This window comes from Pedobacter lusitanus, assembly GCF_040026395.1.
Lineage (GTDB): Bacteria > Bacteroidota > Bacteroidia > Sphingobacteriales > Sphingobacteriaceae > Pedobacter > Pedobacter lusitanus.
In genome coordinates, this window is sequence record NZ_CP157278.1 from 1,013,863 (window position 1) to 1,029,088 (window position 15,226).

Annotated in this window: 14 protein-coding genes; 6 read left to right on the forward strand and 8 right to left on the reverse strand. The window is 39.3% G+C overall.

Features of this window, described 5'->3' with window-relative positions; translation table 11 throughout:
• Nucleotides 1-9: 9 nt before the first annotated feature.
• Both PL_RS04440 and PL_RS04445 read right to left on the reverse strand, forming a co-directional pair.
• Nucleotides 10-627, reverse strand: a complete 618-nt coding sequence (locus tag PL_RS04440) for a hypothetical protein (protein ID WP_041878179.1) — start codon at nucleotides 625-627, stop codon at nucleotides 10-12.
• A gap of 10 nt (nucleotides 628-637) precedes the next feature.
• Nucleotides 638-1,192 carry a DUF6985 domain-containing protein gene (locus PL_RS04445; RefSeq protein WP_041878180.1) on the reverse strand — a complete coding sequence of 185 codons (555 nt, stop codon included), beginning with the start codon at nucleotides 1,190-1,192 and terminating at the stop codon, nucleotides 638-640.
• 62 nt (nucleotides 1,193-1,254) lie between these two features.
• On the opposite strand from PL_RS04445, the gene PL_RS04450 reads away from it, so the two are divergent.
• Nucleotides 1,255-2,109, forward strand: coding sequence for an NAD-dependent epimerase/dehydratase family protein (locus tag PL_RS04450; RefSeq protein ID WP_041878181.1), 855 nt, complete (start codon nucleotides 1,255-1,257; stop codon nucleotides 2,107-2,109).
• Between the two features lie 43 nt (nucleotides 2,110-2,152).
• Here PL_RS04450 and PL_RS04455 read toward each other — a convergent pair whose 3' ends face one another.
• The 3 genes from PL_RS04455 to PL_RS04465 all read right to left on the reverse strand — a co-directional run bounded on the left by PL_RS04455 (nucleotide 2,153) and on the right by PL_RS04465 (nucleotide 4,581).
• Complete coding sequence (locus PL_RS04455) at nucleotides 2,153-2,998, reverse strand: DUF3828 domain-containing protein (protein WP_052496037.1); 846 nt, start codon at nucleotides 2,996-2,998, stop codon at nucleotides 2,153-2,155.
• Nucleotides 2,999-3,143: 145 nt separating this feature from the next.
• On the reverse strand, nucleotides 3,144-3,665 hold the full coding sequence (locus PL_RS04460) for a DUF3828 domain-containing protein (RefSeq protein ID WP_160292060.1): 522 nt from the start codon (nucleotides 3,663-3,665) through the stop codon (nucleotides 3,144-3,146).
• 73 nt (nucleotides 3,666-3,738) lie between these two features.
• Nucleotides 3,739-4,581, reverse strand: a complete 843-nt coding sequence (locus PL_RS04465; protein ID WP_052496038.1) for a DUF3828 domain-containing protein — start codon at nucleotides 4,579-4,581, stop codon at nucleotides 3,739-3,741.
• Between the two features lie 114 nt (nucleotides 4,582-4,695).
• Between PL_RS04465 and PL_RS04470 the strand changes: the two genes are divergently transcribed.
• Nucleotides 4,696-5,415: a hypothetical protein gene (locus PL_RS04470; RefSeq protein ID WP_041878183.1), complete on the forward strand. Its 720-nt coding sequence runs from the start codon at nucleotides 4,696-4,698 to the stop codon at nucleotides 5,413-5,415.
• Between the two features lie 48 nt (nucleotides 5,416-5,463).
• Here PL_RS04470 and PL_RS04475 read toward each other — a convergent pair whose 3' ends face one another.
• Complete coding sequence (locus PL_RS04475; RefSeq protein ID WP_041878184.1) at nucleotides 5,464-7,821, reverse strand: TonB-dependent receptor; 2,358 nt, start codon at nucleotides 7,819-7,821, stop codon at nucleotides 5,464-5,466.
• Nucleotides 7,822-8,299: 478 nt separating this feature from the next.
• Between PL_RS04475 and PL_RS04480 the strand changes: the two genes are divergently transcribed.
• From PL_RS04480 to PL_RS04495, 4 genes are read left to right on the forward strand one after another with little or no spacing between them, the layout of a single operon-like run.
• Nucleotides 8,300-9,379, forward strand: a complete 1,080-nt coding sequence (locus tag PL_RS04480; RefSeq protein WP_041878185.1) for a sensor histidine kinase — start codon at nucleotides 8,300-8,302, stop codon at nucleotides 9,377-9,379.
• A gap of 52 nt (nucleotides 9,380-9,431) precedes the next feature.
• Nucleotides 9,432-10,196, forward strand: coding sequence for a LytR/AlgR family response regulator transcription factor (locus tag PL_RS04485; protein WP_041878194.1), 765 nt, complete (start codon nucleotides 9,432-9,434; stop codon nucleotides 10,194-10,196).
• A 36-nt stretch (nucleotides 10,197-10,232) separates the two neighbouring features.
• Nucleotides 10,233-11,273 (forward strand): endonuclease/exonuclease/phosphatase family protein, encoded by a 1,041-nt coding sequence (locus PL_RS04490; RefSeq protein WP_348621090.1) that lies wholly within the window; start codon nucleotides 10,233-10,235, stop codon nucleotides 11,271-11,273.
• 11 nt (nucleotides 11,274-11,284) lie between these two features.
• Nucleotides 11,285-12,328: a hypothetical protein gene (locus tag PL_RS04495; RefSeq protein ID WP_041878196.1), complete on the forward strand. Its 1,044-nt coding sequence runs from the start codon at nucleotides 11,285-11,287 to the stop codon at nucleotides 12,326-12,328.
• Here PL_RS04495 and PL_RS04500 read toward each other — a convergent pair.
• Both PL_RS04500 and PL_RS04505 read right to left on the reverse strand, forming a co-directional pair.
• Nucleotides 12,309-14,129: a 7TM diverse intracellular signaling domain-containing protein gene (locus PL_RS04500; RefSeq protein WP_082035799.1), complete on the reverse strand. Its 1,821-nt coding sequence runs from the start codon at nucleotides 14,127-14,129 to the stop codon at nucleotides 12,309-12,311. The two genes, PL_RS04495 and PL_RS04500, sit on opposite strands and share 20 nt — an antisense overlap.
• Before the next feature lie 115 nt (nucleotides 14,130-14,244).
• Nucleotides 14,245-15,120 carry a polysaccharide lyase gene (locus PL_RS04505; RefSeq protein ID WP_041878186.1) on the reverse strand — a complete coding sequence of 292 codons (876 nt, stop codon included), beginning with the start codon at nucleotides 15,118-15,120 and terminating at the stop codon, nucleotides 14,245-14,247.
• Between the last annotated feature and the right edge of the window lie 106 nt (nucleotides 15,121-15,226).

The window sequence follows — 15,226 nt, forward strand, 5'->3', positions numbered from 1 at the left end:
AGCAAATAGCTAATCCGGCACCCGCAAAATCTCTTCAGTAGTCAGGTCCTTAAAATATAATCTATTACACGTACCTGAACTTCTATCTTTCAGCCATTGATCATCCGGATGCCTCTCAGGCAATGAAAGCTGTAGAAATTCTAAAAAGTTATAGCCTAATCCTTCAGTATATTCAACCGGAGCTAATACTTTACGCCACTTTGATTCATCAAAAAGATATAAGGTTTGCAGCAGTGTTAGCGATACATAAGGCTTTCCATCAAAATATTTAATATAGTAATCATGATCATAAGTCCCTGCAATAGAATAAGGCTCAGCATAAAATTCCCTCATCTGATCCTCACCTACGTATATTTTGATATACTTTGTCTGGTCCCTATGATTTCCTGACCGGGTAAAGCAACCTTGTCCCGAATAAAAAAAGGCCTCTTTTGTGACTATATTCTTCAGTCTGGTTTTCTCCAGCTGCAACTGCTTTTCCCTCACCTGCTCTTCATAATCATGAGCTGACATTTGTTCAACCTGACTGAGCACCTTCTCAAAACCATCTTTGTTCTTTCTGCTTTGATAATAGTATAAAAAACCCATTACACTTGCAATAAGCACTATGATCAGAAGTATTTCCATTTATGCTTTACTAAAACTGAGACAACAAAAAATCCTCACTATCCGGTTTACCATAAGCATCAGCCTCTGTTAAATGCCCATCCTGACCACTTACACGCGTTAACTTTTTCCCCTGTCTGAATACCAGTTGCAAACCATGTTCCTGGTCCCAGTCACAGGCACAGGCCACCTGAACATAAAGATCTTCCTGTTCATAAAGCCGTCTTGTCACATAAATCTCTGTGGGCTGAACAAACTTCCAGATCTCACTTTCATCAGTAATTGCACGCAAATCATCATCTGCCGGGTCCGGCTCAACCGCTTCCAGAAAATCCATACAATTTGTATAGACCAGATGAGTTACAGCCGCCCTGTCTTTGGTATCCAGGGCGAGAAAATGCCGTAAAGCATCATCGGCCTCTGCTAAAAAAGTCTCATCATGTTCCTGATCATAGTCAGTAAAACTAATCCCCACTTTTTCGTGATCGAAAAATGGAATCTCAATTTCTTCTCCTATCCACCAGTCCGGAAGACTATCATCTTCAGTCAAAGTACCGATTACCTTTGATATGATCTTTTCGCCCATTGCCGTTTTTTTGCGATAGTTTAAGCATTTTTATCAAAGAATACATCATTTAAATCAATATCATGCGGATTTTAGTTACAGGATCATCCGGTCAGTTAGGCTCGGTAACGGTTAATCATTTAAGAAATCACGGTCACGAAGTTATCGGAATTGATCTTATCCCTGCTCCGACTACCGATCAGCTGACAGACATACAGCAGGAAGCTCCTGTGGAATTGATCACACAAAATATTGATGCCATAATTCATACCGCAGCCATTCATGGTAAGCATTATGAACTTAAATATCCCAGAGAAGATTTCATCAACGTCAATATCAAAGGTACGCTCAACCTGTTAAATGCCGCAGTTAAAAATCAGGTAAAGCAGTTTCTTTATATCAGTACGACCTCTATTTACGGGACAGCTATGCTCAATCCGGATCAGGCAGTATGGGTAGATGAAACTTTAACCGAGCAGCCCAGAGATATCTATGACATCACCAAACAATGCGCAGAACAGCTCTGTAAAGACTTCTTTAACAAAGAAGTTTTGCAGACATCAGTCTACAGGGTAGGAAGGTTTTTACCGGAAACAGCCAATCTGAAAGCCAATCACAGACTCTACAGAGGTCTGGACGAAAGAGATGGCGCAGAGGCATTAAGACTGGCACTGGACCAGAAATTTGAACAGTGTGAGCTATTTAATATTTCCAGCGGCTCACCATTTGGGAAAGAGGATCTGGTTTTATTAAAAACATCTCCGCTGGAAGTTATAAAAAAACACTATCCGGATATCCTTTCCATCTATCAGGACAGAGGCTGGGTTTTACCGGATAGTATCGATAGAGTGTATGTATCTGACAAGGCCAAAAACCGGTTCGGTTATCAACCCCGCTATACATTTGAATACCTGTTACAAAAAAACAGCCTGTCCTAATAGAAGCAGGCTGTTTTTTTGTAATGGTTTAATTCGTATTAAACTATTTTTTACCTTCCGAGTATAAAGCTTTTCCATCTTTCACTTTACCGAACTCCCAGCTTCCATTTTTCTTTTCTAAAAACAGACCACCATCCGGAGCTGTATTGGCATAAGCTGTTTCTGACTTTTGATTTAAGATGAAATTTCCTTCTTTGGCAAAGACTTCAGCCTGTTTTTTATCATCAGAAATGACAACTCCAGCCATCATAGTACCATCAGGATTAGTTAATTTCACTGGTAATTCAAACACGCGGATACAGGTCTTTTTCAGCTCGCTCCAGGTATATCCTGCAGAAGCCTTACATCCATGCGCATCAGAATCTCCGCCTACCATAACCGGTCTCTGCTGAGAAGAGAAATTGGTCAGTACATCTTTAATATTATTACCCGGTCCGGTATCCCCTTTGTAATTCACATTGTCTATTTTCCATGTTCCGTTTTCCTTTACCAGCAATACATCATCTTTCCATGTTGTATTGTTAGCATTCTTGTTGGTAAATTCAACCGAAACAGTGGCTTTATCTCCTTCTTTTTTAACTTCTCCAACTTTATAAGAAGTATAGCCTTCTTTCGAACCGGTAAAAATATCACCTTCAATCATGTCCGGCTTATCTGTTGATTTTGATGCTTTAAGCTTCTCAGCGGATGACGCTTCTCTGGCAAGCGCCTTATCAATCAACGCAGATAAAGGAGCAGACAGTAAACCCTTATCTGCACTAGCATATTTACCTTTATAATACTTGTAAAACGCGTGAACCACCTTACCTACCTGGTTGTTTTTAGGATTACTGCAACTTAATAAAAGTACGACAGCAATCAGAGACGATAATAGAATTTTGGTTTTCATAAAATTTATATTTGGTTTTTTAGGTATAGAGCTTTAACCAATATAAGAAAATATCTCCACAGCTCCATAAACAATATGCGTATAATTAACTATTAATCACCTGAATAATAGACATCTACTACACAAACCTCTCATAAATCGTTTTTCAGTTTACTATCTTTACTGATGCCGGCGCCAGAAAAACAGCCAATATTTCTTTAAGGTTATCATTTGGGGCGTTTTTCATCCGATAACGTACATTATCAATCTTCCAAACCTCATTTTCTTTAACCAGGTTCACCTCATCAGTCCAGACGATATTTCCCTCCCGGTTATTGGTAAACTCTACCCTTACCGTCGCCTGATTCCCGTCAGTTTTTACCCTGCCAACTTTATAGGAAGTATAACTTTCATAAAGACTTGTAAAGATATCCCCTTCTATCATGGCTGGTTTATCAGTTGAATTTGCAGCTTTTAGTTCAGCAGCTGATTCATTTTCCAGCACAATCGCTTTATTGATCAGTGCAGTCAGTTCCGCTGAGAGTAACGTTTTATCGGCGGCTTCAAAAGGCCCGGTATAATTCTTATAAAATGCATCCACAGTTTTAGCTGCGCTTTTACTTTTAGAATTATTACAACCGGATAAAATCACAATGGCAGCTACAGCTAATAATATTTTGGTTTTCATTCTTATAAATTTGTTTTTAATTGAGCTATTTATCATGCCTTAATCCTAATAAAGCCCTGTCAAAGGGAATACACTATTCTGTATTTGCCGAATAAATAGTTTTTCCGTTTTTCAGCTCTCCCAATCTCCAGACATTATTTCGTTTCTCCAGAAACACGCCATCCTCTGCAGATTCAGTTTCATAAGCCGTTAAAGATTTCTTATTTAAAACCCAACTGGTTTTTTGTGTAAAGACCTCAGCTTTTTTCTGGTCATCCGAGAAGATCACACTTGCGATGGAGGTTCTATCCGTACTTCTCAGTTTAAAAGGCAGTTCAAAAACACGGATACACCCTTTTTTGATATTGCTCCACTGATACTGATTACCAGCAGATAACCTGCAGCGCTGATCGTCCGCATCCGATTTTACCGAAGTTATCGGTGTCAGGAACTGAGACAAGACTTCCTTGGTGCTTTTACCAACTGAACGCTCGCCTTTAAAACGAACATTGTCAATTCTCCAGGCTCCGTTTTCCTTGATCAGTTCTACTTCATCTTTCCAGGTCTCCACACCAGACTTATTATTGGTAAACTCTATTAATACCGCAGCTTTATCATCCCGGATTTTAGTTTCTCCTATTTCGTAGGAAGTAAAACTTTCAGACAGGCTGGTAAAGATATCGCCTTCAATTCTGGCTGGTTTATCCAATAATTTCAGTGCTTTGATTTCTTCAGCAGATCTCACCTCTTCTGCAATAGCTTTATCCACCAGTGATGCCAGGGAAGCTGTCAGCAAACTTTTATCGACATCTTCAAATGGTCCTTTGTGTTTGGTATAGAAGGCATTAATTACTTTGTTAATCTCATTATTTTTGAAAGGATTACAACTGATTAAGAGCGTTGTTACAATCAATGATAACAGGATTTTGAATTTCATATATTTATTGTTTTTTATGATTTATTAAAAGCCAGAACAGCTTTTATAGTGGTTTAACGTAATTAAAGCCCAATACCCCTATGCTGTCTGAAAATATTTTACATTTGCAGGCTTATGAAAAGAAACATCTATCTTCTTCTGGCGCTGCTGATTGTTCCGGTGATTAGCCAGGCACATGGTTATTGGTTTGATATAAAGGGTTCAGGAAAAGTAAATCAACCTGTACAAATTCAGATCTGCTTTGGAGAAATAGATGAATACGGCGTACGTCACCGGGAGACCGGAGCTGAACTTGCCCAACTTGGAGATTTCAAAATCACCATTATAGATGAGCTGGGTAAAAGCAACATGATACAAATTCAGGCTAAAACAGATTGCTGGGAAGGCTCATTTATCCCGAACAAAAAAGGCACCTACCAGATCCTGGCAATCAACGAAAAACTTCCGGTAGTAGACCGTTCTAAAACCGGGGGGAAAAATGTACGCCCGATTGATTATCTATGTGCAGTCTATCAGGCAGAACATACCGGAAACGTATCAAAACCTGTGCAGTTTCTCGATATTGTTACCTCTGCCAGAGAAAAATTTATCGTGGTAAAGGCTTTCAATAACGGCAAACCAGTAAATAAGGCTACAAAATTACGTGTTTTCAACCCGGAGAACTGGGAGAAATCACTAGAGACTGACGAACATGGAGAGGCCGTTTTTATGCCAACAATGAAAGGTCTGTATATAATCAGGCAGGACTTTACCGTTCCGGAAAACGGCACTTACCAGGGAGTTCCCTATACCAGTATCCGTCACCGCTGTAATTATTGTTTATCAATTGATTAGAAAATGTCTGACCGGATTACATCCAATAACCGGCCAGACAATCACAACTTAAAATCTTACAGTCAGATTAGCCATATAACGGGCAGGACTTTGAGGAGTTAAACGCACGGACCAGGCTTTTTCACTGGTCAGGTTATCAACCTTAACTCCGATGCGGAAACGACGCTGATCATAAAATACTGTTGCATCAAACATCGTATATCCGGGAATAATTATTTTTGAAGTGGTTGTATTGGTCTGATAAGAAGAACTTCCTGAATTTCCGCCAAAACCAGCACCAAAACCTTTCAGCTGTCCTGCAGGGAATTTATAGCTAAGCCAGAAATTAATCATTTTATCAGGCCCCGACAAAGCTGGTCTTAAACCTTCAACCGAAGGTGCAGCATCTATAAATTTACTATCATTATAGGCATATCCGGCTATGATATTAAACCCTGGAAATGGATTTGCCGTCAGCTCAATTTCAACCCCTCTGCTCTTTTGATTACCATCCTGAATCTGATAAGTCGGGTTTGCCAGATCGTCCCGGAGCATATCTTTTACCTTGATATCATAATAACTGATAGTACCCACCAGCTTATGATCAAAAATATCAGCTTTAATCCCTGTTTCCAGTTGATTTGCCTGCTCAGGTTTGAAAACATTTCCATTGATATCTGCACCCGATTTATTGGTAAAAGAGTTCATGTAACTTCCAAAAAGAGAAATCTTATCTTTAATCAATTGATAGACCAGCCCCAGTTTTGGTGAAAGCGCGGTCTGACCATAAGCACCCGTATTTTTATCAGTAGCAACTACCGTAACACCATCAGCCTGAAAACGATCCAGACGAAGACTCAGCATTGCCAGTAATCTGTCGTTAATATTGAATACATCAGAAGCATAAACAGCATAACTGTTATCCGCATTAGATTCATTTCTTATTTTACCGGCTTTGGTTGGTGCAAGATCATCAATAGTCTTTTTGCTGATTCCTGAACCCGGAGCCGGGTTCACAAAATTAACTACCGGACCAGTCACATGAACCCTGTCAAAAGTATTTGTATTGTTATAAAAATCGAGACCAAGCACGACCCTGTTACGGTGAGAGCCGATCTTGAAATCCCCGGTAAAATTCTGTTGAATATCTGTTGCTATAAATGAAGTATAACCTCTCATGACCAAAGCACTCAGCTGCGTATCAGATACGCCGTTAAGCGCAGAAATATATCCCCTGATAGCTGTACTTGATCTGGACATCACTGTCTGGGAAGTCCATTTTTCAGACATTTTATAGTTGAACTGGGCAAATATATTGACCATCTGTGTTCTGTAGGCCAGGTCATTATTTCCAAACAGCTGATCATAAGGAAAATTCATGTCCCTGATATTCCGGATTTTTACTTTTTCAACCTTTGAATCATTCTTGGTATAAGGATTAAAGCGTACCACAGAAGTTCCTTCTGCCTGTCCATATTCTACATCAAACAACATGGAAAGTTTATCCGTGATCTGATAAGAAAAGCTGGGAGCCACACTAAAGCTCTTTGTAAAACCTGCGTCCTGGAAACTATTTTCATAAGTCCCTGCACCATTTAAACGGAATAATACAGTTTTATCAGCATTTAATGGCGTATTGATATCGAAGGCCATTCTTTTATAATCCCAGCTGCCGCCAAATAAAGAAACCTCTCCACCAACCCCATTATAAGGCTTTTTGGTTACCCGGTTAAACAAACCACCATAACTGGACAAATTAGTTCCAAACAACGTTGCAGAAGGGCCTTTAATGGCTTCTATCCGTTCCAGGTTAGCCGGATCAATAGCAGTATAGGCAAAACCTGCAACCCCATTCCTGACCATCGGTTCAGTCTCAAAACCACGTGACCGGAAAGTAACTCTTCCCTGGTTGGCCAGCATAGGTATGCCCGATCCGGGAACATTTTTAGAAATACTTCCTAAATCTACAGCCAGCTGCTCCTGAATGAGTGCTTTAGGAATAGAAATATAGACCTGCGGATTTTCGAGGTTCTTCAGCGGAAGTCTTGCCGCATAAACACTCTCCTTTTTAGAGAACTTATTAGCCGTTCCTCCTATGGTTACCTCCTGTAAAGCCTGAACATTTTCTTTGTTTAACTGATAATCCGCTTTAATAGTTTTTCCGGCAATAACTGTGACCGATAAATCCTGCTGGGCCGCTCCAAGCATCTGAATCCGGATAATGTACTTTCCCGGAATGACCTTATTGAAAGAATAATTACCATGATCATCAGTCAGGGTATTTTTATGCAATTCAACTATGGAAACAGCAACAGATCCGGCAGACTGGCCATCCACCAGGCTGATTTTTCCGGTAATACTTCCGGTAACCTGTGCAAAACCAATTATAGAATTGAATAATAAAAGTGTAGTGTATAAAAATCTCATCAAATGTGTGTGTGTGATAATGTATGGTAAGAATTAGACGGGCAAAGATAACACATTATCTATATTCAGTCTAAATAACTACAGGATAATATATCTCTTTGTAGTCAATACCAAACTGAGTCGCTATTCTTGTAATTTCAGCTCGTTATTTTGCTAAGTCGGTCGTCAGAAAAGAATTTGAATTTGCTATTGTCTGATATTTGTTTCCGTAAAACATGACAACATTAATAGTTTAAGAATTAAAGAAACGGAACATGACTTTAAAAGCGAAAACAACCTCATCTGTAAGAAAAATATATAATCTGATCAAATTAGCACCGGTTATTTTAATCGGACTGGTATTGCTGCTCACCTGCGGAATCCTATTCCTGTAGCCAATTCTTTCCCGCATAAATCTGCTGCAGAACCTTCCGGACAAAATCTGTATTAATATTTAAAAATGACATTTATATTAATGCTTAAACCTATTTTTGTTTAGATGTCAACTTCAGGTTACAGATCTTTCCGGTTATATGGATATCCCAGTTTTGGGTTAATCCTTATTCTGCTTTTCTTTTTAATTAATCCTTACGAAAGATCAATTCATAGCTGGCGGCAATTTTCCTTTCTGGATTTCCTGTTTGTAGATGTCCTGCTTACGATGTCTTATGCAGCACTTCTTTTTGAGACCGGTATACAGCTGACCTTAAGGCTTAATAAAAAGCTTCCCTGGGAAAGGAAGATTATGACCAGGTTTGTCGTACAGTTCCTGCTGCATATTTCTCTTATTTCCATTACCCTGATCCCTATTTTTCAGATTGAACTTCCAAGTAAGTTTTCTGCCGATCAGCTCCTGTTCCGCCAGATCATCATTTTCAGCTTTATTTTCTCTTTACTGGCTACAGCTGTATTCGCTGCCGAGCACTTTTTCCATAAATGGAAAGACAATCAGTTAGAGACCTCAGTGATGAGACAACATGCTACACAGGCCCAGCTGGATGCACTCAAACTGCAACTGGACCCTCATTTTCTATTTAACAATCTCAGTACACTCGCTTCCCTGATCCCTGACAACCCGGCCCTGTCCGTAGACTACGTCATCAAGTTATCCTCTATTTACCGGTATATGCTGACCAACCGGCCCCAAAACACCATTTCAGTTAAAGCTGAGCTCGAATTTATCCATGCCTATTTGTTTCTCTATCAAACCCGTTACGGGGAAGCTATACAGATCAATTTTTCAAACATTGAAGAATTAAGTGATAAAGGCATTGCTCCTTTAACACTGCAGCTGCTTATTGAAAATGCCATTAAACATAATTCCTTCTCCGCAGACCATCCTTTAACCATTGATATCTTTTCAACGGATGATCAATGGATAGTTGTAAAGAATAATAAATCCCTCAAACTAACCCGGGAACCCGGTTCACAACTGGGCCTCAAAAATATACGGGAACGATACTTGTTATTAGGTGATGGAGTACCTGTAATTAATAACACAGCGGATTATTTTGAGGTCAGAATCCCGTTGTTACTGAACCATAAACCGAGGCCCTTAAACTTAAAATCATCCATTTAATTTATTGTCATCCATCAATAAACCATTATTACCGACCGACAAACCAGTAGATATGCTTAGCGTTTTAATTATAGAAGATGAGATCCCCAATGCATTAAGGTTAAAAGAAATGCTGATTAAACTGGACAATACGATACAAATTACCGGACAGTTACACACGATCAGGGCAAGTATACAATGGCTCAGTGAAAATGAGCATCCGGATCTGATCTGTATGGATATCCGTTTAACCGACGGACTCAGTTTTGAGCTTTTTAACCAGGTTAAAATTCAATCCCAGGTTATTTTTATTACTGCTTATGACGAATATGCACTCAGAGCATTTGAAGTCAATGGAATAGATTACCTTTTAAAACCACTTGAAGCAGCTAAACTGGAAAACAGCATCCGTAAGGTTAAAAATATGCTGGGCAAAGCTGATCATTCCGGTATGCCGGAAATTCTTCAGAAAATAGAAATCAGAGACCATGTTTACCGCTCGCGTTTTCTGGTTGCCTACCGGGATATGTTTGTACCGGTTGTGACTACAGACATTGCTTATTTTTCTTCAGAAAACAAGAAGAATTACCTGACCACACATCAGGGACAGCGATATATGATTGAACAAACGCTCGAAGAGCTGGAACATGAATTAAATCCACAGGACTTTTTCCGGGTAAGCCGCCAGTACATTGTTTCAGTCAGGTCTATTCATAAAATTTACCAGTCTTTTAACGGCAAACTGAAAATTGAGCTGGTTCCTGCAAATGAAGACAGTATCCTGGTCAGCCGTGATAAATCCGCAAGTTTAAAAAAATGGCTGAACAGCTCTTTTTAGTACCTTTTGACCCTATTAACCTTATCTCCATCAGCCATGCATTTATTCATTACTATACTGACCATTCTTCTGCTTTCTTTTACCTTGCTGTCGCTGATTAAACATGATTACTGGACCTTCAGAATTTTTGACTACCCACGTCTGCAAAAACTGGTACTTTCCGTTGTCTGCCTTTTTCTGCTGATTTTTTTTGATGACAGGCAAACGATATATCAGCTTATATTTATCGGTTTAATCAGTCTGAACATTCTTTATCTTTTTATACAGATTGTCCCTTTCACCCCCCTGGGTAAAAAACAGATCCTGCGTGCAGTTACCGATCTCCCCGATCAAAGCATCAGTATCATGATTGCCAATGTATACCAGGACAATACAAATTCAGGCGGTTGCCTGCGTGAGATCAGAAAAAACAATCCCGATATTATTCTTATGCTGGAAACCAACCAGCGCTGGGATAATGACACAAAAGAACTGGAGAAAGAATTCCCGTTTCAGGTTAAAGTCCCTTTGGAGAATACTTACGGAATGCTGCTATATTCAAAACTGGAACTGACAGACTCAGCAGTTTATTACCTGGTTGAAAAAGATATTCCATCTATACATACTGCAGTTATACTGAAAAACGGTACCAGGATACAGTTATATGCATTACATCCTACCCCGCCTGTACCCAATGAAAATCCAAGATCAACTGAAAGAGATAAAGAACTCTTATTAACCGCTGATTTAGCTAAAGAAATTCAGGATCCCGTGATCGTAATCGGGGACATGAATGACGTTGCCTGGAGTTACACAACAGAATTATTTCTAAAAATGAGTGGTCTTTTAGATCCCAGAAGAGGCCGGGGATTTTACAATTCCTTCCATGCACACTATCCCATCATGCGTTTCCCGCTCGACCATGCATTTATCTCGACAGACTTCAAGCTAAAGCAGATTAAACGCCTGTCAAATTTCGATTCCGATCACTTCCCAATCTATATCAATCTGCAATATGAAGCCAGAGCCGGCAGCCAGCAGGAATCTATGGAGCCCGATGCAGAAGATATAGCCGCTGCGGAAGAAAAAAAATTGTAAATTACCTGTGTATGGAACCTAATGATGTAAAAATATCGCGCAAGAAACCTATTTTCCCGGTTACACCGGCTTTGCAAAAGTATCTGCGGACTTATCAGCGTGATTCAAAACTTCCAATTACCTATAACGACCTGTTAGTCTTTAATGAAGCCTATCCGATTATGGATAAATACGGTAAAGATTCACTCTGGGAGGCACCGATTTACCCTGCAGACCGGATTGAACAATTACATAACGGACTGAAAGTTATTTACGCCAATTTAAAAGCATCCGGTAACCTGCGTATCGTTCAGCACAAATACATTGATAAAATTGAATACTGCACCTTTGGAAATACACATCCGTTCAGAGTCAAAATAGTCAATAAATTAAATGATGTTTACGACTATTTCTATGTTAAAAAAGCCGATGCATCAAGAATTTATGGTTTAGAGCTGGAAGAGATCCTGTCTCCAAACCAGGTAAACTATCTGGTTGACGGAGAAACCCTGATTGAAGAACATGTAGCTGGAATTCCGGGAGATGTATTTGCCAAAATGTATCTGCATAATCCGGAGTACAACCCTACCCGTATAGCCAAAGAATTTGTAAAATTCAACGAACGCTGTTTAGTCATGTTATTAGGCGATATGAGAGCTTATAATTTCGTGGTACAGATTACCCCGGACTTTGACGATATACAGTTTAGAATCAGAGCTATTGACTTTGATCAGCAATTTTATGAAGGAAACATCAAAGTATATCTTGCACAATTTTTCAAAGAGAACCTTCCCTATGTAAAAACCTGTATGGATCAGCTCACTGACAAAACTTACCTGCAATATCAGCAGGAAGAAAAATCTTCCATCCTGCACCGTGTACGCAGCGAAAGACATCGTCTGGCAGACCTGCGTGATGTATCCAATACAGAAACACTCACTACCCCCGAAAACATTGAAGCCTTAAAGAAAGGTATGGCACAACATTTTGCCGACACCCATTATCTGGACTGCAAAACCATGACAGATATCGTGGAGCTGAATATCAAAAATATTATCAGGCAGGTGAAATTATAAGATTGCTCCATCCCCCTTCACCGCTATTCTTCAGCTCTTTTTTACGTTCCTGCAAAATCTTCTGCATTTTACTGTTATAGGCCCAGCAGGTACTCTGTCTGATCAGCAATAAGCCGGAAAGCTTATGCGAAGAGATTTTTCCTTTTGTTGAATACACCAGAAAAAGCATGTAAAATGCCTTATTAATCGGAATTTTACTGTTCTGAAAAATGGTATATGCTATTACAGATTCATCATAACCACATTTGGTGCATCTTCTGCTATAAGGTAAAAATCCTGCCAGGTAAAAGGTATTCGGACATTTACGGCAGGTATACCCATTTGCCCATTTCAATTCCGAAAGATATTTAAAACAGGTTTCCCTATCCGGATAAATCTTACTGAATTCTGCAAAATCCACCTCATGTGACATCACCCTGGCTTTGGTGACCCGCTCTATATTCAGATGCAGTTCCTGATTATCCTTTTCCAGCATCGCATTCATCGAACAGATTTCCTCGTTTTGTTTTTCAATGATTGCAGCCTTGGAAACCACTTCCTGCGTACGCTCATCCACCAGTTTGGTCAGTTCATTATTCAGCGTATCCTTTAAAGCCCTTACACTTTCGCCAATGGCAAAAGAGACCAGAATCATTTCAAACACAAAACAGAAGCTCAGACTATAATAAGAAAATGGCCCGTAAGGCATCCAGCTTACATCCAGTAATAACAGGATTTTGATTAAAAAGCCGATTACCAGGAAACTATAACCGATTACAAAAAACATAGCCGGACGATAGCCCTTCTTCCACACATAAATCCCGGTTCCATAAGCAACCAGTAAAGGAATGAACTCAATCAGTTTATAATTAAAAAGATGCGTATTCAGCAAACAGACCAGAAAAAACAAACTGCGCAATACAATAACTGCAATAACCAGTCTGTATAAATGAGGAGCTTTGGCTTTTACACAGAGAAAACTAAGTGTAAACATCAGGCCAAAAATGCTGCTTAAATACAAGGCACAGCCGATACCGTAAGCATTCCATAAAGGCCAGTCGGGCCAGAGATACTGAAAAGCAATCCCGTCAATACTCATTTCATATAAACCAATACTCAGATTGTACAGCACATAATAGAGATACTGCATCTGTCTGACTGCAAAAAACATCAGTAAGTTATATAAGCTAAAAACAATGACCATCCCGTAGAACAGCCCAAAAAACAAATACTCGTTCAGTGCGTACCGGACAAACCAGTGCATATCCCGCAATACGATAATTGCACTTACAGATTGTGAAGATTTTATCCTGACGTAATAAGTCAGCTCTGCATCCGAGTCATTACTCAGCTCATAAATAAAGTTCTTATGCTGATATTCCCGCTGACTGAAAGGATAGGCCGTACCAGAATGATACAACTGATATTTCCCGCTGCTATCCGGTACAAATAAGCTGAAATCATTGATAGACTGATCAAAAAACTCCAGAATCCAGGTTTTAGCGGACGCTTCATGATGTTTGATTTTAAATCTGTACCAGTAGACAGAGCCGGTATGATAGTTTTTTGGCGTGTATTTTTGATTGACCAGAAAACCTGAATTAATAGCTGGCTTTAAAATATCATTTAATGTTAAAACATTCGTTTTATCTTCCAGATATTCAATTTCACCATAAGAGAAAATATAATGGGGTATTTTGTCATTCACCAAAACAGCTTTCTGGGCAAAAGCATGGCTGACATTCAAGAGCAAAAATAAACAAACAACCATATGGATTCTAACCAAATAGCCATTTAAAGAGGCGAAAACAAGTTTAGTCATTAAAAATTATACAGATGTTAATCACAGGATAACTAAATATAATCAATTGTGATGAACAATTCAGCAAGCTGATGACCGGTCCGGCATAGAAAATCCGGACCAGGTCAGGAGCGCATTAGTTAATTTTATTGACTACTAAATTATCGTAATAGATATAATCTGTAGTATTCGCTTTCCATTCATCCTGACTGCCACCTCTGAAAGTATGGAAAGTAAGCTTGTTAATCAGTCTCTGACTATCATTGGTTGTCCAGCGGATATCATTGTCCAGAATCGTAGTACCATTGATAATAATCTGTGCACGCCCGTTTGTACTGGAACCGGTATTGCTCCTAACATACATATGAACATGATACCAGACCCCTTTTTGCAGAGATCCGCTTGCAGGAAATCTGTTGGTATAAGTATCTCCGAATTTAGTAGGCTGATCTTTATGATAAACATAAGGCTGAAAAAATACGCGGTCTGCACTTGGGGAATACCACATTAACCTTAAAGTTCCGCCATTACCATCCCATCCCGGATCTCCGCCTGTATTTCCCTCTCCGATAGCAAAACCGAAACCGATCTTTCCGCCTCTGCTAAAGTTGAAATTGCTGTGAAATTTCACATCATAGTCCAGCTCATAGGCTGATCCCTGATTCAGGTTTACATTACCAACCATTCCACCTGCAGCAGATAAAGCATTGGGCAATAAAGTGATTCTTAAACCATTGGAGTTATCTTTTCCATTGGTAATAAAGGCTCTGGAATCCTGCCATCCGGATACATTACCAAAGTCAGCAGCAGCCTGCGAACCAGTATAGGTAGATCCATTGGTCCGGTTTTCCCAGTTGAGATTCAGTGATGAATTAACAGCACTGACTTCTTTCTTGTTTTCCTGATTAGCCGGACTTTCCTGATTCACTTCTTTTTTGCAGGATGCCCCGAATAAAACTGCCAGTAACATCATGCCGGCCATCAACTGTTTTTTGTTAGCTTGTTTGTTCATTAGATAAATATTTGGTTTATAAATTGGTTGCTATAAATTTAAAGCAGTTTTATTGATAAAAACAAAATAAAAATCACATAAACAACTGTATATCAAATAATTAAAA